We start from the raw sequence: 24,640 nt of genomic DNA on the forward strand, positions 1-24,640 counted from the left end.
GCCCGCTCCACTGCATGCACTCAGTACCGATCAATCGAAGCGCAGACTTCGCCGGTGCCGCTCGCCGCGGCGCCGTTGCTTCGTCCGTTGCCGTTGAGCGCGTATCCGTTGCGCCGCGTCGCATTCCCACCGCCTCGCGGGGGCAGGTATGACGCCGCCGCGCCGCCTCGATAGCGGACACGCTCGCGGCCCAGCAGCTGCTCCAGCCGCGCGGTGAGGGTGGATGACGGCGACACGCGCAGCATCGACGGGCGCAGCGTGACTCGCTTTCGGTCCACGTGCAGGTGAATCAGCACTTCGGCGGCTCGTCCGCCCGATCCGCCGATCGACGCCGCGTCCATCAGCGCCTCGCGCAGCGCCTCCAGCGTCGGTTCCATCGCCTCCGGGGAACGTCTTTCGGCGTCCACGTCCAGTTCGATGGCGGTCGCCAGCTGCTCCGCCGCGGCCTCCACCGGCACCACGCGGTCGACCACCAGCCCCGGCTCGGCCCGCTTGCGATCGACGCGCCCGATCAGGAACACCACGGCGTCCGCCTGCAGCAATGGAGCGAACTTGGCGTAGGCGTCGCTGAACACCACGCCCTCGATGGTCGCGGTGCGATCCTGCAGCCCGACCCATGCCATGCGCGCCCCCGCGTTCTGGCCCGACTTCACCACCGTCTGCTTGAGGCGGGTGAGCAGCCCGCCCACCACCACCGGCGTGTCGGCGGGCAGGGAAGCCAGCTCCGCCGCGCTGTGCGAACCGAACGCCTCCAGCACGCGGCGGTGCATGTCCAGCGGGTGGCCCGAGGCGTGGAAGCCCAGCACGTCCTTCTCGAACTGGAGCGCCTCGGCGGGCGACCACGGCTTCACGCTGCGCAGGGCGGCGGGCTTCACCTCCACCTCGGCGGGCGGAGCGAAGGCGTCGAAGAACGTGGACTGGCCATGCTTGCGGTCCACCGCCCGCTGCTGGCCGGATCGCATGGCGTCCTCGATGGAGGCGACCAGGGCGGCCCGTGCGTCTCGCCCATGCACCGAGTCGAACGCGCCGCACTTGATGAGCGCCTCGATGGTGGCCTTGTTCACGCCGCGCAGGTCCACGCGCTCGCAGAAATCGAAGAGCGAGGCGTAGGGTCCGTTCGCCTCGCGCTCGCCGATGATCGAGCGGATCGCCGCGTTCCCGGCCCCCTTGATGGCCCGCAGGCCGAAGCGAACGTGCCCGTGCAGATGGTCGCGCGGCTCATCCGGCCCGAAGACCACGGTGAAATCCGCCGCCGACAGGTTGATGTCGGGCGGCAGCACCTCCACCCCCACGTGCGGCCTTTCGGGCGTGTGATCGGGGAAGTACGTGCGGCGGCAGTCGTCCAGATACGGGGCCCAGTCCTCCACCTTGCGGGCCTGGCTCTCATAGGTGAGCACGGCCGCCATGTACTGGTTGGGGAAGTACGTCTTCAGGTACGCCGTCTGGTAGGCGATGATGGCGTAGCCGGTGGAGTGGCTCTTGTTGAAGCCGTAGCCGGCGAACTTGAGGATCAGATCGAAGAGGTCATCGGCGTCCTTCTTCGAGAGTCCCTTCTCGCGCGCGCCCTCGATGAACCTGGGGCGCACCGCGTCGATGTCCTTCTGCTTCTTCTTGCTGATGGCCTTGATGAGCGAGTACGCCGCGCGCAGGGGAATGCCGCCCAGCGCGTGGACGATCTGCATCACCTGCTCCTGGTAGACCATGATGCCGTAGGTTTCGCCGGTGTATCGCTCGACGATCTCGTGCATCGCGGGCACCGGCTCGCGCCCGTGCTTGCGGTGGTTGTACTGGGGGATCAGGTCCATCGGACCGGGGCGGAAGAGCGCGTTGGCGGCGATCAGATCCTCCAGCCGGTCGGGCTTCATGTCGACCAGCAGGTTGCGCATGCCGCCGGACTCGAACTGGAACACACCCGAGGTGTCGCCCCGGCGGAACAGCTCGAAGACGCGCTGATCATCGAAGGTGAGCCGGTCGAGGTCGAGAGGGTGGGGGAAGGGGGCATCAAGGGACCGAGGCATCAAGGGATCAAGGGTGCGAGGGTCCAACGCACGGTGCTTCACGTGCCTTGATGCCTCCGTGCCTTGATGCCTCGATGCCTCAATGCCTTGATCCCTTTCTTTCCCCACCGCGCGCCAGATCGCCTCTTCCGGCAGCGTTTCGCGGATGATCCGCTTGGCCCGCTCGATCGTCGAGATCGTGCGCAGTCCGAGGAAGTCCATCTTGAGCAGACCGACTTTCTCGCACGTCGGCCCGTCCCACTGCGTCACGGCCTCCTCGCCGCCAGAAACTCGGCAGAGGGGCACGATGGTGTCCAGCGGCTGCGTGGCGATGACCACCCCCGCCGCGTGAACCCCGGCGTGGCGGGCGTGATCCTCCAGCGCGCGGGCATGGTCGATGACCTGGCGCACGCGCGGCTCCTGGACCGCCTCGCGCAGGTTCGGCTCCTTCTCCAGCGCCTCCTCGAGCGTGATGTTGAGTTCGTCCGGCACCAGGTTGGCCAGCCGCTGGCCCTCGTCGGGCGTGAAGCCCATGACGCGGGCCACGTCCTTGATCGCGGCGCGGGCCTTGAGCCGCCCAAAGGTGATGATCTGCGCCACGTGGCCGTATTTCTGGCGGACATAGTTGATCACGTCCTGTCGACCATCCTGGCACAGGTCGATATCGATGTCGGGGTACTCGGTTCGGTCCGGGTCGGTGAACCGCTCGAAGAGCAGACCATACCGCACCGGGCAGGCGTTGGAGAGCCCCAGCACGTAGCCGACCATGGTGCCCACGCCCGAGCCGCGCGCGTTGGCGGGAATGCCCCGCTGCCGCGCCCAGTTGACGAAATCCCAGACGATCAGGAAGTATGCCGAGATGAGCTTGTCGGCGAGGATGGTGAGTTCGCGGTCCAGCCGTTCGCGTATCTCGGGCGTGACGCCGTTAGCGCCGTAGCGCCAGATCGCCCCCGCCTCGGCGAGCAGGCGCAGCGCCAGGTCGCAGCGCCGCTTGAGTTCATCGCGCGACTCGCCGTCGCGTTCGGCGTCGTAGGGTTCCAGACGGAACTGGGCGCAGAAAGCGTTGTACCACTCGTTGGAGCCGACGGGGTGATCACAGGCGAAGGCGCGGATGATGGTGGCGATGTCGGGGCCGGAAAGCCCCTCACTCCCGACCCCGCTCCCGGGGGAAGAGGGCGGAGGTGCGAGGGGAGCGGCGCCGGTCGTCAGAAGGTCGGAGACGATTTTCACCACCGGAGCGTGGTTGGCTCCGAACGCCAGATCGACGTTGCAGCGATCCGCGATGCGCCCAGCGTTGTCCACCGCCTCGGGCAGGTCGGCGAAGAGCTCCGCCATCTGTTCGGGGGACTTGACGTACAGCGCGGCGGGATACCTGATCCGATCCGTCTCGGACTTCATCTTCTGCATCGAAATGCAGCAGAGCGTGTCGTGCGTGTCCCAGTCATCCGCCTTGAGGAAGTGGGCGTCGTTGTCGCACACCAGCGGCAGGTTCAGCTCCCGCGCCAGCCGCACCAAGTGCGGATTGATGCGCTCCTGCTCGGGCACGTCGTTCCGCTGCAGCTCGATGAAGAATCGCGGCTCGCCCCGTTCGTTCACGCCGAACGTCGCCGCGTGCCAGCGGGCCTCCTCCACCGCCTGCTGCCAGTGCTCGCCGCGGCCCGTCTGCTCGTACTGCAGCAGCCAGTGCGCGATGGACGAACCGAGGTGGCCGTTGATGGCGATCAGCCCGTCGGCCCGCTCGGCGAGCGTGGACTTGTCCATGCGCGGCTTGTAGTAGAACCCCTGCAGGAACGCATCGGATGAGAGCCGCAGCAGGTTGCCCCAACCGGTCAGATTCTCGGCCAGAAGCACCAGGTGGAAGCCGCCGTCGGCGATGCCCGTGGGCGATCGGTCGCGCCGGTCGCCCGGCGCCACGTACGCCTCGATGCCGAGGATCGGTTTGACGCCCGCGGCCCTGGCCCGCGTGTAAAACTCGATCGCGCCGTGCAGGTTGCCGTGATCGGTCACGGCGACCGCGTCCATGCCCAGATTCTTCACGCGCTCGACGAGAGCATCAATGCGGTTGCCGCCATCGAGCAGCGAGTACTCGCTGTGCAGGTGCAGGTGAACGAAACGGGGCCGACCTGATGACATGGCGTCCGTGCCTGAGTGAAAGAATACTGCGCGATCGGTGCGTGACGTGTGGGTCGATGCTTCGAGGCCCACGATCGGCATCCAGTCGTCCATTGTACCGTCCGCGCCGCCTCAGCCCGCGCTTCAACAGGTTGTCCACGCCGGTCGGGAGGTTCTCGACCGTCGCGATCCCCCGACCGTCGGAGAACGTACCATTCCCGCGATGCACGAGGCCGCCTCTCGAGTCTGGACCTTCCACCGCGCCGGAGCGAGGCGGTACGTCACGTTCGCGGAGCACCTGCGCCGACAGCCGAACGTCCTCACGCGCCTCCTGCTGATGGCGGCGGCCATCATCATCGCCGTGCCGCTGGCGATCCTGGCGATCTTCGTCACCGCGGTGCTGCTGGTGTTCGTGGCGGTGTTTCTGCTCATCCATGCGGTGCGCGGGTGGCTCTCGCGGCTGTGGCCAAGCCGCGACGGGCGCAGCAACGTGCGCGTCATCCGGCGCGTCGAGTAGGGCGGGGCGATCGCAGGCGGGACGCCTGCGCCACTGAAGTCTGAGGGTCACTGGCCGGACGTCATCGCCGCCATGCCGGGGTCAGTTCTACCGGCGCTCGGGCTGCGACAGCAGCGCCATGAATCGTTCGTACACCTCGTAGCGGTGCTGGCGCTCCTGCACGCTCAGCCCCAGTTCCGTCAATCCGTTCCGAACCTGGTTGCGCAACTCGACGATGCGGTCGTAGACCTCCTGCGTGCGCTCGGGGCGCGCCAGCAGGGACTTCAGCTCGATGATCGCGGGGTCGCTGTCCACCGCCGACGGCGCGGCCGGGGCGCGCAGGGCCGCGGCTCGCGGGGTGAAGATCATCACCGCTTCGCGGGCGCGACGCTCCCGGTCCGCCTGACGGGCCAGCACGGTTTCCTGTCCGAGCGACGTATCCTCCGCCAGGGGCACATCCACCTCGATGGTCTCCGTCAGCACGCGGCCCGCTGCCCCACCGACATTCCCCACGTCACCCCCCGCCGCGCCATCGCCCGGCACGCCTCTGTCGGCGACGGGGCGCTCCACGCGCAGCCGCACCGTCTCACCCGGCTGGCGCATCGACACCAGGTCGGTGAACTCCGTGGTGGTGTTGAACGACCGAAGCGCCTGCCCGTTGACATGGGTGATGCGGTCGCCGACCTTGAGCGTGTTCTCCGCGGGCATGCGCGCCATCAGCATGACGACCACGATGCCCGGTCCCTCCTCCAGTCGGGCCGGGCGCATCTGGATGCCCAGCGCCCCGCCCCGCCTGGTGAGGATACGGTCGCGCAGAATCGCCACCAGCTGGTGCTTCTGCTCGGCGTTGAGGTACTCGGCCTCGGCCAGGAACTGAAAGACCTGGTCGGATACATTCACCTCGCGCAGCCACGCCGCCGCCTCGGACCGGCGGCGCCAGGAGTCGTCGCCCAGCTGCATCAGCCGCTCGGCGAATGGACCGCGCAACGACTCGGGGATGAGGTACTCGTCCTCGAATGGCGGCGCGTCGGCGGGCGAACCGTCGACGCGCTCCGCCACCTGCGCCGTCGAGAGGCCCGCCGCCGCGGTCGCCAGCACCGTCGCGGCGATCACCGCGGCCTGGCGGAAGAGTGGCCCGTCCGATCTCATCGCTGCGACTCCCGGACGAACGTGACCAGTCGCTCGGCCCGCGGCGTCAGCCAGCGCACCTTGCGCTCGATCATCGCCAGAAAGGGCGCGCCCGGAATACGGGCGAAACTGCCCGTGGCCGCGATCGGCACTACGCTCTCGGCGATCAGCGCCTCGATGATGAGCCATGGCAGCGACTGGTGCTCGGCGTCGGTCAGCGGCGTCGCGGCGCCCTGATCGTATCCGCGCACGAAGGCCCTGATCCGCTCCGCGGAAAGCGCTTCGGGCCACGTGGTGGGGTCTTCCGTGTTCTGACCGATGCGCATCGAGAACTGCAGCGCGCCGTTGGCCACGTCGGTCATACGGGGCTCAAGCCGCGCCGAATCGAAGTCGATCACCGCCGCCACGCGACGATCGGGGTGGAAGAGCAGGTTGCCGGGGTGCCAGTCGCCGTGGTTGATGACGCGCGGCCAGCGCGAGTAGCCCAGCGACTCAACGCGCCGGACCGCGTCGTCGTACGCCTCGCGCAGATACGCGCAGCAGCGCAGCAGATCCGCCTCGCTGGCCTTCACGTCCACCGTCGAAACCGCGCGAGGCACCGCCGCGACATGCCCCGCCAGCCCCGGGGCGGCGTGATACGAGGCGTCAGGCGGGTTGGAAACCAGGGCGTGCCCCCCCAGCAGCCGATGCAGGTGGGCCAGCGCGTAGCCCGCGTACTGCGTGGCGCGGTTGGAGCCGTTGAAGTGCTCGCCTCGCACGTACTCGAACATTTCGTAGACCGCGCCCTCGTGCTGCACCAGCGAGTTGTTGCTGTCACGCGTGCCGATCAGCCGCGCCACGGGAAAGCTGTTCTCCGCCAGGTGCAGCTGCAGTCGGTGCGAAAAGGCCACGCGGTGCGGCTCGTCGCGCCCGGGAGCGCGGCGTTTGAGCAGGTATTCCCCGGTCTGCGTGCGGATGCGCACCTTGGGGGCGCGGCGCGACCCGCGCGGATAATCACGGATCGACTCGATCACGCCCAGTTCGTAGTGCGACAGCACGATGGCCAGTTCGCGGGAGTCAAATCGCTCCCGGCGCGTCACGTCATCCTGCCGCGGGCCAAGATGCGCGACGGGTTCCGGCGGTGCGGGAGCCGGATGGGACGCCGGTCGCTTCTCGGCGCCGCGTCGTCCGCCCCCGGCCGGACCGGCGGACGACTTCCCCCGCCCCGGCGAGCCGGGACCGTGTCGTCCGGGTTCTGGATGGTGAGCGGGCGTGGGCATGGCGGTCGCGTGCCCCGCGAAGCAGGGCTGCTACAGGGTAGCCGGGCACCCGGTGATACCCGCCGCAACGTCATACGTGTCACCCCTGAATCAAATCCCATTTCCCCTCTTCCCGCTGGAAGAGGGTCGGGATGAGGGTTCCTTCGTCAGGGATTCACCGGCGTTCAACCTGAGCGTGCGCCGCCCCTGGAGCGACCGCGGCCGGGCGTGGTCACAGGTGCTCGTGCCGCACCAGCGAACCCTTGCTCATGAAGATGACGTCCTCTGCGATGTTGGTGCAGACGTCGGCGATGCGCTCGAGTTTGCGGGCGATGGAGAGCACGTCGATGGCCGCCTCGGTGGCCTCGACATGCCTGGGGATCTCCACCTGCGCCCACGCGAAGACCTCTTTCTGCAGGTCATCGACGCGCTGGTCGTCCTTGCGGATGCGCTGGGCCAGGTCGGCGTCCTCGTCGGCCAGCGCCTTCATGGCGCTGACGAACATGTGCTCGGTCTCGGTGGCCATGGTCGCCAAAGACGGCGGCATCTCCACCGTGCGGAGCTGATGCAGGTCAATGGCTCGCTTGGCCACCGACCGGGCCATGTCCGCGATCCGCTCGAGGTTGGTGTTGATGCGCATGGCGGAGAGCACGAAGCGCAGGTCGCCCGCCACGGGGTGGGTGAGGGCGAGGATGCGCAGGCACTCCTCTTCGTTGATGATTTCCATGCGGTCGATCTCGTTGTCGCCCTTGCGGACAAGCTGCGCCGCCTCCATGTCTCCCTCCAGCAGCGCCCGCATGGCCCAGTGGATGCGCTGCTCCACCGCCGCCCCCATGGTGAGGATGTTGCGTCGAAGATCGACCAGTTCCTTGAGCAGTTGCATGGGCATGGACGTTCACTCGATTCGGGCGGATACGGCTCGCTGCGCCGCGGCACACGGAATCACGGCTCACAGAGCCGTGGCACACGGGATCAGCCGAAGCGACCCGTGATGTAATCTTCGGTTTCCTTCTTCTTCGGGTTCGTGAACACATCGGCGGTTTCACCCACTTCAACCAGGCGTCCCTCGCAGAAGAAGGCCGTCTGGTCCGACACGCGGGCCGCCTGCTGCATGTTGTGGGTGACGATGATGATGGTGTACTGCTCTCGCAGCTGGGCGATGAGCTCCTCGACGCGGGCCGTGGACTTGGGGTCGAGCGCGGAGCAGGGCTCATCCATGAGAAGCACTTCCGGCCCCACCGCCACGGCACGGGCGATGCACAACCGCTGCTGCTGCCCGCCCGAAAGCCCCAGCGCCGAGTCGCGCAGTCGATCCTTCACCTCGTCCCACAGGGCCGCCTTGCGCAGCGACCATTCGACCAGGTCGGCCAGCTCCGTCCGGCTCATCGAGCGGTGCAGGCGCGGGCCGAAGGCCACGTTGTCGAAGATCGACTTGGGGAAGGGATTGGGCTTCTGAAACACCATGCCCACACGGCGGCGCAGTTCCACCACGTCCGTGGAGCGGGCCAGCACGTCCATGCCGTGCAGATCGAGCGTGCCTTCGGCCCGGGCGGTGGGGATCAGGTCGTTCATCCGGTTGACCCAGCGCAGGAAGGTGCTCTTGCCGCACCCGCTGGGACCGATCAGGGCGGTGACGCGGCATCGCGGCACGTCGATCTCCACGTGGTGCAGGGCCTGAAAAGTGCCGTAGAACGAGTTGAACTCACGCACCGTGATCGCCGTCTCCACGTCCGCCAGGGCGGAGGCGGCGTCGGTCGCGGTCTGGGGTCGGGTCGGTCGCACGACGGGAATATGAACCGAAGGCGACGCCGAACGCAACTCGGACTCGGCCATGATCGCGGGATTGCCGGGTTGAATGGCTGTCATTGAAGTGGCTTCTGGAACTTCTGGCGGACAAGCACCGCCGTGGCGTTGAATGTGAGCAGCACGGCCAGCAGGACGATGATGCCCGTGGCCGCCACGTCGTGGAAGGACTTGTTGGGCAGCGACGCCCAGTTGTAGATCTGCAGCGGCATGGCCGTGAAGTCGTCCATCAGGTGGGCGGGCGTGAAGGTGATGTACACGATGCCCGCGAGGATGAGAATCGGCGCCGCCTCGCCGATGGCTCGGCTCATGGCGAGGATCGATCCCGTCATGATGCCCGGCACCGCGGCGGGCAGCGTCATGCCCCAGATCATCTGCCAGCGGGTGGACCCCATCGCCAGCGCGCCTTCGCGCAGCGAACCGGGCACGGCCCGAAGCGCTTCCTGCGAGGAGATGATCACCACCGGCAGCACCACCAGCATGAGCGTCAGCCCCCCCGCCAGCACGCCGCGTCCGAAGGGAAGCCGGACGTACCACCACGCCTTCTCGTCCGTGCGCGCGACGTAGACGTCTTCCGCCACCACGCCCCCGAGCAGCTCGGCGCGGATTGCGCTGATCGCCGCTTCATCCTCAAGATCGGCCGCGCGCTGAGCGACGCGTTCGTGCAGGGCGTCGATCTCCTCATACGGAAGCACGCGCAGGGTGACGGGCTGGTCCTCGTCCGAGGTCATTACGAGTCCGCTGACGATCGCCGTCTCCGGGGCGCTCCGATCCGCGACCCGGAGTCGAAGGTACTCGCCCGACTCATCCATCACCTCGTCGTAGAAGCGCACGCCCCATTCGTACCGGGGCGACAGGGCGGAGCCGAAGAGCCCGAACATGTTGGCGAAGACCGTCAGCCCCAGGATGCCGTACACGATGGACGGCACGCCCGCCAGGTTGGCGATGTTGAGCTGCACGAAGCCGTGCAGCCGCCTCACCAGCCGATGCCGGGGCTTGTACTCCTCCAGAAAGATCGCTGTGCCCACGCCCAGCGGCAGGGCCACGATGGCGCAGATGGCGCAGATGAACACGCTGCCCCACAGCGCGGGGCTCATGCCGGCTTTCTCGGCGTCACGCGAAGGCACGCCGGTGAAAAAATCGACGTCCAGGTGCGTCAACCCCCGAAGAGCGATGGACCCGAGCAGGATGACCAGCAGAAGCACGCTGCACCATGCGGTGACCCAGCAGACCACGGTGAAGATCGCGTTGGCGCGGCGGCGTCGAGCGCCAAGCGTGGACGGGCCGAAAACCGGCGGGGGCGGCTCACCCGTGGGGGAGATCGGATTCGTCGGGAGATTCATTCGTAGGCCTCCCGGAAGCGCACCCGGATCCAGTGCCCGATGAGCGTGATGATGAAGGTCATCAGGAACAGCGTGGCGGCGACGGCGTAGCTGGAGTAGTACTCCGCCCCGAAGTTGCTCACGTCGCCCAGGAAGATCTGCACCATGTACGCGGTCATGGTCTGGGATTGCTCGGTCACCTTCCACGTGATCTGCGCCATGTTGCCGGCGGCGAGCGTGACGATCATCGTCTCCCCCACCGCACGGGCGATGGCCAGGAGCGAGGCCGCCACGATGCCGGAGATCGCCCCCGGCACCACCACCTTGAGCGACACGTCGAACTTCGTGCCACCCAGTCCGTAGGCGCCTTCCCGCAGCGAGCGAGGCACGGCCTGCAGGGCGTCCTCGGAAATCGAACACACGATGGGCAGGCACATGATCCCCACCGCGATGCCCGCGCTGAGCACGTTGTAGGTGCCGAACCCGGAATACATCCCCTGCAAGGCGGGTGTGATGACGAAGAGCGCGAAGAAGCCGTACACCACGGTGGGCACGCCCGCCAGCACCTCAAGCACGGGCTTGAGCGCCGCCCGCAGCGGCCTCGGGGCGTACTCGCTCAGGAAGATCGCCGTCACCAGCCCCAGGGGAATGGCGAAGAGCATCGCCAGCAGGGTGATCATCACCGTGCCGGAGATGAGGGGCCAGATGCCGAAATGCTTCTCCTCGCCCAGCAGCGGCGCCCACTTCAGGCCGAAGAGGAAGTCAGTCACCGTCACATCGGGAAGCTTGAAGAACGTGAACGTCTCCCACCCCAGCACCACGATGATGGCGGCGGTGGTGAAGATCGAGAACGCCGCGCACCCGACGAGCGAGCCGCGGATCGTGTACTCCACGGCGTTGCGACCGACGCGCGAACGCGCCCGACCGAGTTCGGCCGGGCGGAGAAGCCGCGGCTTCTCCAGGTTCGTGGAGGGTGCAATGGAGGTCATGAGGTTGCGCCTGACGCGGGACGTGATCCGGGCAAAGCCGGAGCGGCGCCTCTCGACGCCGCCCCGGGTTGGTCGCTGTTCAGGCGAGGATCACTTGTAGACCGTGGTCACCGGACCGCTGACCTTCTCACCCTTGTCGTTGAGGAACTGGGTGCCGGTCTTGCTGGCCTTGAAGTTGGCTGAGGCCCGCTGGTAGACCACCTCGGGCAGGGAGACGTAGCCCACCTCGGCGGCGAGCCGCGGCGCGTTGGCCAGGTAGAACTCCACGAAGCCCTTGACTTCCGGGCGTCGGGCCGACCTGGCGTTCACGTAGATGAACAGGGGGCGACTGAAGGGGGCGTAGGAGCCGTCCTCGATGGTGCCGGCCGTGGGCTCGACCGGCGTGCCCAGCTTGGGGTTCACGATGGGCACGACCCGGAGCTTGTCCTTGTTCTCGAAGTAGTACGCGCAGCCGAAGAAGCCCAATGCGGCTTCATCGCCCGATACGCCTCGAACGAGCAGGTTGTCATCCTCGGAGACCGACACGTCGGGCCGGATGGCCTCCTTGCCGGCGACGACCTCCTTGAAGTAGTCGAACGTGCCGGAGTCGGTGCCGGGGATGAACATCTTGATGGGCTTGTTGGGCCACGAGGGGCGGACATCCCTCCACGTCTTGGCGGCCTTGGAGGCCAGGAAGATCGTCTGAATCTCCTCCACGGTCAGCGAGTCCACCCAGGTGTTCGCCTTGTTCACCACGAAGGACAGCCCGTCGTAGGCCACCGGGAGCTCGATGTACTGGGCGCCGTTCTTGGCCGCCTCATCATGCTCCTCCTTCTTGATCGGGCGGGAGGCGTTGGAGATGTCGGTTTCGCCCAGGGCGAATCGCTTGAACCCGCCGCCCGTGCCCGACACGCCAACCGTCACGTTGACGTTGGGGGCCTTCTCCTTGAACTCCTCGGCGACCGCCTGGGTGATCGGAAAGACGGTGGACGAGCCGTCGATGGCGACGGCGCCACGAAGACGGGCGTACGAATCCTGGCTGGGTGAGGTGAAGCCGAGCGTCACGGCGAGGGCGCCGGTCGCCAGCACGGCTGCGTTCGTCTTGGTGAGCATGCGTGGATTCCTTCGTTCGAGGGACCGAGAATGAGGTTCCGATCGTTCGGAGGAATCGTTTCCGGCGCGTGTTCAGATTGCGCTAAGGGCACGCGGAGATGGCGCAAGAGTTGGGCGCGCCTTTCCCGCGCGGCGGGTCGGCGTCAGGGGGCGATCACGTCACCAGCGGCTCGATGAGCCAGTGGATCAGCCCGTAGGAGATGGCGGCGATGAACGCCGAGCATGGCAGCGTCAGCACCCAGGCCATGACAATCCGCTGGCCCCAGATCCACCGCACGCTGCGGACGTTGCGCACCGTTCCCACGCCCAGGATCGCCCCGGTGATGGCGTGGGTCGTGGAGATCGGCACCCCGCCGAACTTGGTGAACCCGCTGATGACCACGGCGGCCGCCGTCTCCGCCGAGAACCCGCCCACCGGCTGAAGCCGGGTGATGCTCAGCCCCATGGTCTTGACGATGCGCCACCCGCCGCACAACGTGCCCAGCGCGATGGCGAAGTGGCACGAAATGATGATGGGCCATCCGTAGGCGTGCTCCTGCCCGAAGAGGTGCCACTCGCCCCAGGTGGTCCATTCCTGCATGCCCGCGGCGGTGAGCACGAGCACGATGATGCCCATGGTCTTCTGGGCGTCGTTGCCCCCGTGCCCGAGCGAGTAAATCGCCGCCGAAACCAACTGCAACCGACGGAAGACGCGATCAACCCTGTACGGCGTCATGCGGCGGCAGATCCACGAGATCGCCACCATCAGCGTGCCCCCGAACAGAAACCCGAACCCCGGCGACAGCACGATGCCGATGAGGATCAGAATCCACCCGTGGGCGATGAGCACGGTGAAGCCCGCCTTGGCGATGGCGGCGCCGGCGATGCCCGCCACCAGCGCATGGGAGGAGCTGGTGGGCAGCCCCAGCCACCAGGTGATGATGTTCCAGATGATGGCCCCCATCAGCCCGCCCCAGACCACGAAGATATCGATGCGCTGAACATCCACCAGCCCTGTGCCGATGGTCTTGGCGACGGCCGTACCGAACACGAAGGCCGCGATGAAGTTGAAGAACGCCGCCCATGCCACCGCCGCCCCAGGGCTGAGCACCCGCGTGGAGACGATGGTGGCGATCGAGTTGGCCGCGTCGTGGAAGCCGTTGAGGAAGTCGAAGACCAGCGCCACGAAGATGATGAACAGCACCACCGCCAGGGCCAGCCCCGTCACGGAGGCACCGGAAGACCCGGCGACGGGTGCGGCTTCGGCGATCAGCAGGACAGGGCTCATCGACATGGGGAACTCTGGTGATGTGGTTCACGGAACGGCGGAGGCCGGTGCGCGGGCTGAGCGGCCGGGTCAGCCGTTCTTCAGAACGATGCGTTCAATGGTGTTGCCCACGTCCTCGCATTTGTCGATGGCTTTCTCGATGCGGTCGTAGAGCTCCTTCCACTTCATCACCTCGAGCGGGGGTACGTCGCCTTTGAACAGCCGCGAGACGGCGGCGTGGTTGGTGTCGTCGCCCACGTTCTCCAGTCGGTGAATCTCGATCAGCAGCGGGCTGAGGTCCGAGAGCTTTCGCGTCTTGCGGAGCATCCCCACCGCCTGGCGGACCGCTTCGGTCGCCTGCACCAGGATGCCCACCTGGTTGACGAACTCCCCTTCCATCGAGACCACGTGGTAGAGGGTGAACCGCTTGGCGAGCGCGTCCACCTCGTCCACGATGTCATCCAGGCCGCCAACCAGCTCGTGAATGTCCTCGCGGTCGAAGGGCGTGATGAAGGTGCGGTCCAGCCGATCGAGGGCGGCGTGGGCCAGTTCGTCCGCCGAGTGCTCCTGGTCGCGGATGCGCTGGATCGGCCCTTCGATGTTGGGGAACCGCCCGACCAGGCCCTGCAGCTCCTGGGCCGCGCCGACCACATGGCTGGCCAACTGCTCAAAGAGGTCGAAGAACCTGGTGTCGCGGGGGAGAAGTTGAACCATTTCTGAACACACCTTCCGGGGAACGTTCGGGTTGGGGCCGATTGTAGTGATTCGATCCGTGGCTTCAACCCAACGGACGTTCGGAGAAGGCGGAACTTGGTGGCATTTTCTTCGGCGGTGGTGAGATTCCGTCAAACAAAAAACGGCCGACCGGGTGGAAGGCCGGTCGGCCGATGATCCGTCGCGAGTGATGTCGTACTGGACAGGTAACTTGGAGAGTCAGACGCGACGGGTGGATGAGCGTCTCTCACTCCATTCGGTCAAATCAAGCCGTCAGTTCTGTCCGGGCGATCAGAACAGCATCTGAAGTTGCGTACGGAAGACGATCTGGCCGTCCTCGTCGCCCGCGTCGGAGCGCCAGCCCACTCCGCTGGCGGAGAAGGGCGAGGACACCGTGTCCAGACCGTAGCCCAGGTCAGTGGTCCATTTGATGTTGTGCTTGTCCCAGTACTTGTTGACGCCGACGGTGATGACGCTCAGATCCTCCACGCCATCCACGTCGAAGTCGCTCCACTCGTACCGTCCGAAGAGCTCCACATCATCCGTCACGAAGAAGCCGCCCTGAATGACGAAGCCGTACTGATCGACGTTGGCCTCGTCGAGATGCCGGCCGACGATGGCGGCGAACAGGTTGGCCCCGCCGAACTCGAGCATGGCGTCCACGGTCCAGGTGAACATCTTCTCCTCGGGACCGGCCGCGGTGCCGACCTCGGCCTTCTCGTAGTGAGCGGCTCCGCCGAGCTGGAAGCCGAACTCCTCACCCTTGAAGGAGGTGAAATCGCGGAACTGGCTCCACTTGCCCGCCAGCAGCACCTCGGCTCGCCCGGTGAAGGCCCACTCGGTGTCGTAGCCGAGCGCCGCGGTGTTGGCGGTCATGAAGCCGTCGCTGTAGGCGACGTAGAACCGGAACTGATCGGCGGTGTAGGACATCTGCACGCCCTGGGAGCGATCCTGGTTGTATTCCTCGTTGACCAGCGAACGATCCACCGCGAGCTGCCGCTTGCTGGAGATGGTCTCCTCGATCATGAACGGCAGCTTGAACTGTCCGACCATGAGCTCCCAGCCATTGCCCAGATCCTTGGCGATGTAGGCGTCCTCGAGCAGGAACGAGCCGCCATCGCGGGCGAAGGCGCCCGTCACGTGGTACTTCCACGAGGGATCAACCACGTGCCCCTCGAAGGTGAGCTTGGTGCGCCGGTTCTCGAATCCGCCGCGGCTGGTGTCCTCGGTGGCGTCTTCATCCTGGTGGTTGAAGACGTAGCGGAACTGGAGCTGGCCGTTGATTTTGAGCTTGAACTTGCCGTCGCCGCTGGCCAGGAAAAAGCCCTTGTCCCACCCGGCCGTGCCGCCCTGCAGCAGCGACGTGCGGGTGTCGGCGTCGGCGAGCACGTCCTGCACGAGCGAGCGAATCTCGGCGGCGCGGGCTTCGGTGAGCCACTGGTCGCCGTTCTGCGCCTGCAGCGTCGCCAGGCGGGCCTCCAGTTCGGCCACGCGCGACCGCAGGTCGGCGTCGGTGGCGCCCTCGCCGGCGAACGCGCCGCCCGCGAGCGTGATCGCGCCCACGAGCGCGATCGATCCGTGTGTTGCTCTCATCGTTGATTCTCCAAGAGGTGAATGAGGGAACCCGAACAGACGGCGTGATTGTTCCGGCGGTCTGTTCAGGCGCTGTTCAGATCGCGCGTGAAATCATCAGGGTCGATCGCGACGGCGGCCGGCAACCGGATCATCTCCAACCTCCTCACGGCGCCGCCAGAGCCAGCGCCCTGACAAGGTCCAGACTGGTGACAATCCCCAGCGGAAACCGATTGCGATCGACCACGATGACCCGGTGGACGCGGGCGTCGACCATGCGGTTCGCCAGATCCCCGAGCGACGCGGACGGCCCCGCCGTCACCGGCTCGGGATTCATGCACTCCTCGACGAAGATGCTTCGCTCCTGGAGCGGACCGGCGTCGGGGTCATCATCGCTCCCCAGCAACTCAACAAGCAGAGCGGGGTCGCGTTCATCGCCGCCTTCCATGCAGCGACGAATCAGGTCCGACCGCGAGATGACCCCGATCACGCGCCCGCCGCCATCCACCACGGGAGCACCGGAGATGCCGTTCTCCTCGAAGATCCGGGCAACCTGCCGGATCGTCGCGCCCGTCTCAATGCACACGGGCTCCGGTGTCATGATGTCGGCGGCGACGCGGGCGTGAGTTCTTGTTTCCATGACTGCACCTCGCTTCGGAAACTCGGCGGGCCGGACTCAACGCACCGGCTCCACGCGGACGTGCGTGTCGTAGAACGACACGCTTCCGCCCACCGGGTCGAACATGCAGGTGTTCCTGATGGTGGGGTCGGTCCACATGGCGGCGTTGGCGTGGATGCCCCGCGTGCGACGTTCCTCTCCCTTGATGACCTGCCCGTTGATGGTCACATCCTGAGCCCCGGTGGCCCAGTGGCCGAAGCCCAGCGCGAACGACACCACGCCCGGACGGATGGTCTGCGTGATGGTCACCTTGCCAACCATCGGCTTGCGCACCCCGTTGCCCAGCGGCCAGTCGCCCGAGGGGTTGGTGGCGCTGACCACCTTGACCAGCTGGCCGTTGCGCAGCCCCCGCCGCTGCGCGTCGGACGGATGCATAAGCACGCCGTTCTCGGGCATGATCGCCGACAGCCACGGGTCGGCGATGGTGCGGCTCTTGGTCTGGGTAATCACGCGGTGCGTGATGAGCGCCAAGTCGTGCCCCCTGCGAAGGTCATCGGGCTCGTTGCCGGCATAGTCGCGCACCGGCACGTAGCACGCATAACCGGGATACGACTGACCCGTACCGGCGTGGATGGTCGCGGCGGTCTTCTCCTGGTAGAGATTCAGCAGCGCACCGTACGGATGAGCCGCGCGGTCGCCCTTGTAGCCCTTGGCGTGATCCTCGTAGCGGCCGCCGCGGTTGAGCACGTACACCACCTTGGGCCACATCGACTCGCCCACGATGGCGCGCCAGCGCTCGGCGTCGAAGATGGACCTGGGCAGGTGCCGCCGCGCCGCGTGGAAGATCTCCAACTCGCGGGCGTCTGCGTCGGGCACGTTCTGCGAGGCATCGGGCTTCTCGCCGAACGCCAGGTTCGCCACGGCCCGCAGGTAGAGATCATCGGGGTGGCGCAGGTGCTTGCCTTCTCCGAGGCCGTTCTCTCCGAACCCGGGCAGTTTGAGCTGTTCCGCAATGCCCAGGATCATGGTTTCGAGCGAGATGGGATACGACTGGCCGTAGACCGAACACTCCTCGGGAATCGGCGCAATCACCGGCTGGCGCACGGGCTGCACCTTGTTGGGGATGTTGGGGTGGCTGCCCTGGAACTCCCAGCGCTCGAGGAAGGTCAGGTCGGGGAAGATGTAGTCCGCGTACATCGACGTGGTGCCGATCAGAATGTCGCAGGCGACGAACAGCGGCACCTTCTGCGTGTCGCAGAGCACCTCGATGTTGGTGTGCCCGGCGGGCAGGGCGTAGGTCGGCGCGCCCATGTACAGGAAGAGGGCCTTCACCGGATAGGGATACTGGTCGCCGATCGAGGGGATGATCTCCTCGTAGATGTCGCTGGAGAGCGGGTACCAGTTCCGCCGGGCGGGATAGCCCTCGAAGATGGTGGTCTTCTCGTAGTCCAGCCCATGCCGGATGCTGCTGATGCCGAACGCCGTGGTGACGCCGGGATGGGCGGTGAGGTCGAAGAGGTTGCCCTTGCCCTTTCCCTTGGTGTCGTAGGTCGTGGCCTTGATCAGCCCGCCCCTGGCGTCGTAGTTGCCCAGGAGCATGTTGACCGTCATCCACCCCAGCACGTTGTAGAACCCGTTGGTGTGCTGGGCGACGCCCCGGTGGATGTCCACCGCCGCCGCCTTGCCGTAGGAGGTCAACTCCCGCGCCACGGCGATGACATCCTGCTCACGCAGGCCGGAGAGTTCCGCCCATTCGGCGACGGTCCGCTCACGCGATGCCTCCGCCACGATCTGCAACCCGGACTTGACCTTCACGCCGTCGGGTAGAGCGGCATCGACGAACAGATCGGCGACCACGGCGGACTTCTCATCGTTCGGGTCCACGGCGGTCAACTGGCCGTTGACCATCGCGACCATGAACTTCTCGTCGTAGTCCTTGCCGTCCTTCGCCTTGCGCGGCTCGGCGGCGCGCAGGGGCTGCCCGTCGACCTTCACGTCCGCGGCGCGCACCAGTTTGCCCGGCTTGCCGTCCTTGACGGCGACCAGCCACGTGGCGTTGGTCCACGAGTTCTCGCCGTTGGCCATCGCCGCGGCCTTGTTGGCGTTCGCGAGAAACCTGGCGTCGAAGCGACCTTCATCCAGCATCCAGCGGATGAACGCCATGGCCAGAGCGCCATCCGCGCCGGGCTTGATGGGCAGCCACTTCCACGCCTTGCTGGCCAGCTTGCTGAAGCGCGGGTCGACCACCGCGATCTTGGTGCGGCCCTCGACGAGGTTGGTCGTCAGCCGAACCGTCCGGTTGGGCGGACCATAGTTGGCTTCGAACAGGTTAGCGCCGACAAACAGGATGAACCGGCTGTTCTCGGTGTCCGCCTGCCAGTAGAACTTCTGCCCGCCGGTGAACTTGCCGCCTTCGTACTGCTCGCTGATGGCCTTGCAGGTGAAGTACAGGGAGCCCTGGCACACCGTGGTGTGCCCGTGGGCGTTGGTGGTGCCCAGCGCCGAGGCGAACCGCTTGTAGAAGTCGCCGCGACCGTCCTTCAACCGTCCCCAGGCGACGACGATCTGATTGTTGCGCGGGCCGAAGTCCGGGTGATCGGGATCGATCATCTTGTCCAGATGCGCCGCGTGCTTCTGCTTGAACGCCTCGATGAGCGCCTGCTTCTTGGCCTTGTCCTTCTCGTCCCAGATGGCCTTGACATCGGCATCCAGCACCTTGGCGAGGGCCGGGTCGGTCACGGTCATCAGGGAACGCAGCCCCTCGACCTGGCGGCTCTCTTCACCGGCGACGCCGCTGAACAGCGCGCCGCCCTCGCAGATCTCCCGAATCGCCTGCTCGAAGGGAATGGTGACCCACCTGTTCTCGCCGCGCTTGCCGGCCCGCTTGAGCACCTTGCGAAGGCGGTAGGGGTCGTAGGCGGTCTGCAGCCCGGACTGCCCCTTGGGGCAGAGCGCCCCATCCACCGGGGCCGCATCGTCCAGAGAGGTGGCGAAAGGCAGGTGCGGCAGCATCGTCCAAGGGCTGTACGGGTTGCCGTCAATCTTGGTGACAACGCCATCCTGAATCTTGCAGCGGATGCCGCAGCCGGTGTTGCACTGCAGGCACGATGAGCAGATGTGGTTGTCGGCCCGCACCATGTCGTATGGTGCATCCGGGCGCGAACTGTTCATGATCGCGCTGTCGGACGAGCCATCGAATGCGGCGGCGCGCTCTGCCGCACCAGCCGCTCCGAGCATGGCGCCGCCCGCAAGAAACCCGCGGCGTGAGACGATCTTCTGATCGGGTGCAGCTGTTGTCATGATGACGCCCTCTCCTGTCGGGCGATGCGGAACGCGATCATCGCACCAAGGCGACGAAGCACGAAGTACGACGCCATCCCTAGCGCGACCAGGAACAGACCCACGAGGTACTCCATCGCGGTCGCGTGATAGGTGTAACTCAGCCGCGGATGGGAGAACGCCTCCTGCAGACCCTTCAGTTCACTGACCGCCTGCCCCGGCACCAGCACGTTCAGACGGGTTGCCAGGAAAGTCACCGCCACCAGCACCGCGGCGAGAATCCACCACCTCGGACTGCGGCAGCCGAGCAGCATCACCAGCGGCACGACGCCTCCCAGCAGCAGATGCACGATCCAGAACACCCACCAGTACGGCCCGGTCAGGATCAGCTCGATGGCCGGGTTGTGCGAGCCGGGGTTCCACAGCGTCACCGAGAACTCGGCGAACTCGAGAATGAAGTACACGAAGAGCCCGGCGATGATCACCCGGCGCAGATAGGTGAGCGCCATCTGGTGCTCGGTGTGCGGGTCGGGCGTGGCCCAGGCGAAGGCGTCCGGCCCGAGCGCGGCCCGCACCGCCAGCAGCACGGCCGACCCCGACACGATCGCGGAGCACAGAAAGAGCACCGGAAAGAGCGCGCTGTGCCAGAACTCGCGGGCGTCCACCACGCCGAAGAACGCGCCGCTCTGACTGGGGATCACCACCGCGAAGAAGATGCCCAGGCACAGGAACGGCTTGAGCCACGTGGAGCCGGGTCGGAACGAAAGCACCCATGCCGCCGCCGCCACAATGACGAAGGCCACGTACATCCAGGCGTTGAAGGCCATCATGCTGGTGAAACTGGGCGAGGTCATGATGCGGTGCGCCCGGTCCAGATGTCCCAGGTCCAGCCACACCGACATGAACGCCGGCGCCATGGCCGCGATCGCCAGCACAATGACGGTGCGAAGCATCGAGGGCGTGCCGAGCCCGCGCAGGTTGAGGATGTAGCCCAGCGCGCCCACGGCGAACGCGCCCCCCGCAATGCCGACCGCGTGAAAGTAGATGGCGATCCACAGCCCCCATGGCACATATGAACCGTACCCAGCGGGCAGGTGCCCCTGCGTGAACCGCATGTACAGGCCGATCGAACCCAGGGCCAGCAGAATGAACCAGATGATCCACAAGGCGCGGGCCCACGGCACGGGGCTCAGCGCCGGGCTGGCGGCGGCGCCGTTCCGCGGAAGCGATCCGGCATGGATGGGCATGGCGCTCATGGGTGCCTCACACGATGTAGAACACGCGCGGCTTGGTGCCCTTGTGCGGCAGCAGCGTCTGCACGTTGTTCCGGGTGATCAGTTCCGTGACCAGACTGTCGGGGTCGTTCGCGTCGCCGAAGTACGTCGCCCGGCCGATGCAGGTGGTCACGCACTGCGGCAACTGCCCCACCTCAAGCCGGTGCAGGCAGAAGTGGCACTTGCGGGCGTTGCCCATCGGCGACTGGTGGTCAGAACGGTCCCACGCCTTGCCGTACTCGTTGTTGGGCTGCTCTTCGTACGGCAGGTTCGACCCCAGCAGGGGTCGATCCGGGCCTTCCGGCGCGCCGACCGCCGCACCTTCGGAGTAATGCTCCCCGAAGTCGCTGGTGCGCGCCCCGTAGGGGCACGCGGTCAGGCAGTAGCGGCAGCCGATGCACTTGTCGTAGTCGATGGCCACGATGCCGTCGGGACGCTTCCACGTCGCCTTCACCGGACACACCGGAACGCAGGGCGGTTCATCGCACTGCATGCAGGGGCGCGGCGTGAAGCGCAGCTGCACGTTGGGATACTCGCCGAACTCCTCGGTCAGCACGGGACGATAGACCACGCCGGGCGGAAGCTTGTTCTCGGCGATGCACGCCATGGTGCAGGCGTGGCAGCCCACGCACTTGCGCGTGTCGATGACCATCACCCACCGGCGCTGCTCCACCGGCTTGGCCATGCACTTCAGCAGGTCGCGCTGCATCCGAACCAGGACGTCCTCATCCACCGCCGGCTTGATGTTGTTCAGCACGGGCAGGTGGCGCACGGTGCCCGCGCCCACCGGGTCATTCGTGGTCGCCGTCGTGCGGTCGATGACCACCGCCGACACGGCCGCCGCGGCGCCGGCGCCCACCAAGGCGCCGGCGCGGACGAACTCGCGTCGAGTCAGGATCGGAGGGGAGGAGGCGGGTCCGTCGGATGGATCGGTCTTCGCCACCATGCCGTCGCTCCTCGGTTGTTCGGAGCCATTCGCGGCCGGAATCCCGCACCCTCGAATGGCTCCTGACGCTGGAGCATTGTGGCATGGCTGATATCGCCTTCCTACGAGGAAACTTCCCCCTTCAGGTCGGTCTCGACGCGGCCCCGATCCGGCAGCACGATCGTGAACACGCTGCCGCGACCGATGTCGCTGTCGATCTCGATCCGACCGTCATGCACCCGCACGATGTGCTTGACGATCGCCAGCCCCAGCCCCGTCCCCCCCACCTCGCGGCTGCGGCCCTTGTCCACCCGGTAGAAGCGCTCGAAGATGCGGGCGTGGTGGATGCGCGCGATGCCCGGCCCCTGGTCCGCCACGCTGATGGCGATTTCATCTCCCTTCTGACCCTGGCGCCGGACGGCGCGGATCGTCACCGTGGTGCCGGGGGGCGAGTAATTGATCGCGTTGGAGACCAGGTTCCCCACCGCCTGCTCCATGAGCGCGCCGTGGACTTCGGGCTCCAGACCCTCCCGCACGTCGCTGACCAGCCGGATCGACTTGGCGTCCGCCGCCGCCTGGAACTGGGACACCACGGCGCGCACGATCAGCCGCAGCGGCGTGGGCTCCTTCTCGAGCGTCTGTCCGGCGCGGGGCTGCTCCAGCCGGGTGAGGGACATCACGTCCTCCACGATCGCCGCCAGGCGGTCGCTGTTCTGCTTGATGATGCGGAGAAACTTCTGGGTGCGCTCGCGGTCATCCGCGCCGACTTCCAGCAGCGTCTCCACGTAGCCCTTGATGTTGGTGATGGGCGTGCGCAGCTCGTGCGAAACATTGGCGGCGAAGTCGGTGCGCATGGATTCCAGCCGCCGCAGCTGCGTCACGTCGGTCAGGATGATGAGCACGCCGCTGAGCACGCCGCGGGCGTCGAGCAGCGGCTCCGAGGCGGCCTGCACCTGTCGCGGCGTGTCGCCCTCGAGCCGGAACTCGATCGGTCCGTTGCCGCGCCCCGCCACCGCGGCGGCCGCGAAGCGGTGAAGGTCCGGCTGACGCACCACCTCGTGCAGCAGCCGCCCGATGGCGCTCTCCGCCTTCACGCCCAGCAGGCGCTCGGCGGCCAGATTGAGGTTGAACACCCGCTGCTCCACGTCCAGCGCCACCACCCCGCTGCTCATCGACTGGAGAATCGCCTGCACCTCGTTCTGACGGGTTCGGACTTCGATCATGCGCGCCCCCAGTTCCTCGGCCATGTGATTCAGCGCCCGCGCCAGCGAGGCCAGTTCGCTGGCGCGGGGCGGGTCCACGCGATGATCCAGCCGCCCTTCGGCGAACCGCGTCGCGCCGTGGGCCAGCGCGCTCACCTGGCGGCCGAAGTGCCGGGACATCAGCAGAAAGACGGCGAACGTCAGCCCGATGAACAGCGACGCGCCCAGCCCCACCGTGCGCGCCACGTCCGTCAGATCGGCGTCCACCGCCGCCACCGAAATGCCCGCCCGCACCACGCCCAGCACGCGACCATCGTCCGGCGACTGAACGCGACGGGCCAGGTAGAGCATCGGTTCGTGGATCGTGGGGCTGAGGCGGCGGCTCTGTCCTTCGCCGCGCTCCAGGGCGTCGCTGATCTCCGCGCGCAGTCGATGGTTGTCCATCGTCGCGGGGTCGGCGTGGGAGTCTCCCCACACCACCCCGTCCGGCGCGACGATGGTGACGCGGATGCGGGTTTCGGCGCCGTCGCGCTTGCACCGGGCGTCGATCGCCGCGGCGTCGGCGCTCGCCATCAGGACGCGATGCTCCTGCACCAGCAGCGGGAGCGTGCGATCCAGCTTGTCATAGGTCTGGTCGTGGTGAAACTGACGCACCTTGGCGTAGGCGAACGCCCCGAGTGAAAGTGCGATCACCGCCTGAACCAGCACCAGCGCCAGCCCCAGCCGCCAGACCAGCGATCGCGGAGCGCGCAGAATGGTCAAGTCCCCTGTTCGGCGTGGGTGGGCAGCGAGTCGTTGAGACGATACCCCACGCCGCGCACCGTGTCGATCATCCGGCCCAGGTCGCCCAGTTTCTTGCGGATGGCCGTCACGTGAACATCCACGGTGCGGCTGGCCAGCACCGCGTTGACCCCATGCACCGCCGAAATGATCTGGTCCCGCGTGCGCACGAAGCCGGGGCGCAGCGCCAGGCAGCGGAGAATCTCGAACTCGGTGCGCGTCAGGTCCACTTCCTGCCCGTCGGCGCTCACGACGTGGCGGTCGGAGTCGATGATGAGCCGACGATCCGCCAGCGTGATGCGGTTGGCGGTGGAGGTCGGGGCGGACGCCGCCCGCGTGCGCCGGACGATGTTCTTCACCCGCGCCATCAGCACCTTGGGGCTGAAGGGCTTGGTGAGGTAATCATCCGCGCCCAGTTCCAGTCCCGTGACGATATCGCTCTCCTCGCCCTTGGCCGAGACGATGAGAATGGGAATGGACCGGGTGTCCTCGTTCCACTTCAGCCGCCGGCAGATCTCCAGTCCGTCGATGTCAGGCAGCATCAGGTCGAGGATCACCAGGGCCGGCTCGCGCCGCTTCACCGCCTCCATCGCGTGCTTGCCCGACTGCACCACCGCCGTCTCGAACCCCTCCCGGTCGAGATGAAAACGGATCAGGTCCGCGATGTCGGGTTCGTCCTCCACGATGAGAACCGGTGTCTTCGCCACGGGGGTCAATCTCCGGGAGATGCTCCGCAGGGTGAACGATTCCTGAACGCCGGCATGATCGTAGAAGCCGAATGTTCAGGACTGGTTCACGTCCGGTTCGCGCCCCCTACATCTTGGATCGCCGGGACGCTTCGCCAGCCATGCT

18 protein-coding genes are annotated in these 24,640 nt (G+C 66.8%); 1 reads left to right on the plus strand and 17 read right to left on the minus strand.

All coding sequences use genetic code 11. From position 1 onward, the window contains the following. Positions 1–20: 20 nt before the first annotated feature. The gene (gene dnaE / locus HRU76_05225; GenBank protein QOJ17020.1) at positions 21–4,130 is read right to left on the minus strand and encodes a DNA polymerase III subunit alpha; all 4,110 of its coding nucleotides are present in this window, start codon (positions 4,128–4,130) and stop codon (positions 21–23) included. Between the two features lie 202 nt (positions 4,131–4,332). On the opposite strand from dnaE, the gene HRU76_05230 reads away from it, so the two are divergent. Beyond that, on the plus strand, positions 4,333–4,626 hold the full coding sequence (locus HRU76_05230) for a hypothetical protein (protein QOJ17021.1): 294 nt from the start codon (positions 4,333–4,335) through the stop codon (positions 4,624–4,626). A gap of 87 nt (positions 4,627–4,713) precedes the next feature. Here HRU76_05230 and HRU76_05235 read toward each other — a convergent pair whose 3' ends face one another. The 16 genes from HRU76_05235 to HRU76_05310 all read right to left on the minus strand — a co-directional run bounded on the left by HRU76_05235 (position 4,714) and on the right by HRU76_05310 (position 24,495). Next, positions 4,714–5,754: a PDZ domain-containing protein gene (locus HRU76_05235; GenBank protein ID QOJ17022.1), complete on the minus strand. Its 1,041-nt coding sequence runs from the start codon at positions 5,752–5,754 to the stop codon at positions 4,714–4,716. After that, entirely contained in the window at positions 5,751–6,812 is a 1,062-nt protein-coding gene (locus HRU76_05240) for a phosphotransferase (GenBank protein ID QOJ17023.1), read from the minus strand. The genes HRU76_05235 and HRU76_05240 overlap by 4 nt, the downstream gene beginning before the upstream one ends. 391 nt (positions 6,813–7,203) lie before the next feature. Then, positions 7,204–7,860, minus strand: coding sequence for a phosphate signaling complex protein PhoU (phoU, locus tag HRU76_05245; GenBank protein QOJ17024.1), 657 nt, complete (start codon positions 7,858–7,860; stop codon positions 7,204–7,206). An 83-nt stretch (positions 7,861–7,943) separates the two neighbouring features. Then, positions 7,944–8,804: a phosphate ABC transporter ATP-binding protein gene (locus tag HRU76_05250; protein ID QOJ19103.1), complete on the minus strand. Its 861-nt coding sequence runs from the start codon at positions 8,802–8,804 to the stop codon at positions 7,944–7,946. Between the two features lie 29 nt (positions 8,805–8,833). Further along, positions 8,834–10,117, minus strand: coding sequence for a phosphate ABC transporter permease PstA (locus tag HRU76_05255; GenBank protein ID QOJ17025.1), 1,284 nt, complete (start codon positions 10,115–10,117; stop codon positions 8,834–8,836). Beyond that, positions 10,114–11,085, minus strand: a complete 972-nt coding sequence (gene pstC, locus HRU76_05260) for a phosphate ABC transporter permease subunit PstC (protein ID QOJ17026.1) — start codon at positions 11,083–11,085, stop codon at positions 10,114–10,116. Before pstC ends, HRU76_05255 begins: the two co-directional genes overlap by 4 nt. A gap of 90 nt (positions 11,086–11,175) precedes the next feature. Further along, on the minus strand, positions 11,176–12,177 hold the full coding sequence (locus tag HRU76_05265) for a PstS family phosphate ABC transporter substrate-binding protein (protein QOJ17027.1): 1,002 nt from the start codon (positions 12,175–12,177) through the stop codon (positions 11,176–11,178). Positions 12,178–12,331: 154 nt separating this feature from the next. Further along, positions 12,332–13,444, minus strand: coding sequence for an inorganic phosphate transporter (locus HRU76_05270; protein ID QOJ19104.1), 1,113 nt, complete (start codon positions 13,442–13,444; stop codon positions 12,332–12,334). A gap of 69 nt (positions 13,445–13,513) precedes the next feature. Continuing rightward, positions 13,514–14,137, minus strand: coding sequence for a DUF47 domain-containing protein (locus HRU76_05275; protein QOJ17028.1), 624 nt, complete (start codon positions 14,135–14,137; stop codon positions 13,514–13,516). A gap of 291 nt (positions 14,138–14,428) precedes the next feature. Continuing rightward, positions 14,429–15,730 (minus strand): hypothetical protein, encoded by a 1,302-nt coding sequence (locus HRU76_05280; GenBank protein ID QOJ17029.1) that lies wholly within the window; start codon positions 15,728–15,730, stop codon positions 14,429–14,431. Between the two features lie 145 nt (positions 15,731–15,875). After that, positions 15,876–16,349: a CBS domain-containing protein gene (locus HRU76_05285; GenBank protein ID QOJ17030.1), complete on the minus strand. Its 474-nt coding sequence runs from the start codon at positions 16,347–16,349 to the stop codon at positions 15,876–15,878. A 36-nt stretch (positions 16,350–16,385) separates the two neighbouring features. Continuing rightward, entirely contained in the window at positions 16,386–19,628 is a 3,243-nt protein-coding gene (locus HRU76_05290) for a molybdopterin-dependent oxidoreductase (GenBank protein QOJ17031.1), read from the minus strand. Then, complete coding sequence (nrfD, locus tag HRU76_05295; protein ID QOJ17032.1) at positions 19,625–20,863, minus strand: polysulfide reductase NrfD; 1,239 nt, start codon at positions 20,861–20,863, stop codon at positions 19,625–19,627. The genes HRU76_05290 and nrfD overlap by 4 nt, the downstream gene beginning before the upstream one ends. Before the next feature lie 7 nt (positions 20,864–20,870). Next, entirely contained in the window at positions 20,871–21,827 is a 957-nt protein-coding gene (locus HRU76_05300) for a 4Fe-4S dicluster domain-containing protein (protein QOJ17033.1), read from the minus strand. A 101-nt stretch (positions 21,828–21,928) separates the two neighbouring features. Then, positions 21,929–23,770, minus strand: coding sequence for a PAS domain-containing protein (locus HRU76_05305; GenBank protein ID QOJ17034.1), 1,842 nt, complete (start codon positions 23,768–23,770; stop codon positions 21,929–21,931). Next, entirely contained in the window at positions 23,767–24,495 is a 729-nt protein-coding gene (locus HRU76_05310; GenBank protein ID QOJ17035.1) for a response regulator transcription factor, read from the minus strand. Before HRU76_05310 ends, HRU76_05305 begins: the two co-directional genes overlap by 4 nt. Positions 24,496–24,640: the final 145 nt, after the last annotated feature.

The organism is Phycisphaeraceae bacterium (genome assembly GCA_015709595.1).
Taxonomy (GTDB): domain Bacteria; phylum Planctomycetota; class Phycisphaerae; order Phycisphaerales; family SM1A02; genus CAADGA01.

Bases quoted from the DNA above. Each gene is read 5' to 3' on its own strand.
- HRU76_05265 (QOJ17027.1), bottom strand. From the start codon at position 12,177: ATGCTCACCAAGACGAACGCAGCCGTGCTGGCGACCGGCGCCCTCGCC.
- HRU76_05285 (QOJ17030.1), bottom strand. From the start codon at position 16,349: ATGGAAACAAGAACTCACGCCCGCGTCGCCGCCGACATCATGACACCG.
- HRU76_05290 (QOJ17031.1), bottom strand. From the start codon at position 19,628: ATGACAACAGCTGCACCCGATCAGAAGATCGTCTCACGCCGCGGGTTT.
- HRU76_05270 (QOJ19104.1), bottom strand. From the start codon at position 13,444: ATGAGCCCTGTCCTGCTGATCGCCGAAGCCGCACCCGTCGCCGGGTCT.
- dnaE (QOJ17020.1), bottom strand. From the start codon at position 4,130: ATGTCATCAGGTCGGCCCCGTTTCGTTCACCTGCACCTGCACAGCGAG.
- HRU76_05235 (QOJ17022.1), bottom strand. From the start codon at position 5,754: ATGAGATCGGACGGGCCACTCTTCCGCCAGGCCGCGGTGATCGCCGCG.
- HRU76_05255 (QOJ17025.1), bottom strand. From the start codon at position 10,117: ATGAATCTCCCGACGAATCCGATCTCCCCCACGGGTGAGCCGCCCCCG.
- pstC (QOJ17026.1), bottom strand. From the start codon at position 11,085: ATGACCTCCATTGCACCCTCCACGAACCTGGAGAAGCCGCGGCTTCTC.
- phoU (QOJ17024.1), bottom strand. From the start codon at position 7,860: ATGCCCATGCAACTGCTCAAGGAACTGGTCGATCTTCGACGCAACATC.
- HRU76_05275 (QOJ17028.1), bottom strand. From the start codon at position 14,137: ATGGTTCAACTTCTCCCCCGCGACACCAGGTTCTTCGACCTCTTTGAG.
- HRU76_05300 (QOJ17033.1), bottom strand. From the start codon at position 21,827: ATGGTGGCGAAGACCGATCCATCCGACGGACCCGCCTCCTCCCCTCCG.
- nrfD (QOJ17032.1), bottom strand. From the start codon at position 20,863: ATGAGCGCCATGCCCATCCATGCCGGATCGCTTCCGCGGAACGGCGCC.
- HRU76_05250 (QOJ19103.1), bottom strand. From the start codon at position 8,804: ATGGCCGAGTCCGAGTTGCGTTCGGCGTCGCCTTCGGTTCATATTCCC.
- HRU76_05280 (QOJ17029.1), bottom strand. From the start codon at position 15,730: ATGAGAGCAACACACGGATCGATCGCGCTCGTGGGCGCGATCACGCTC.
- HRU76_05230 (QOJ17021.1), top strand. From the start codon at position 4,333: ATGCACGAGGCCGCCTCTCGAGTCTGGACCTTCCACCGCGCCGGAGCG.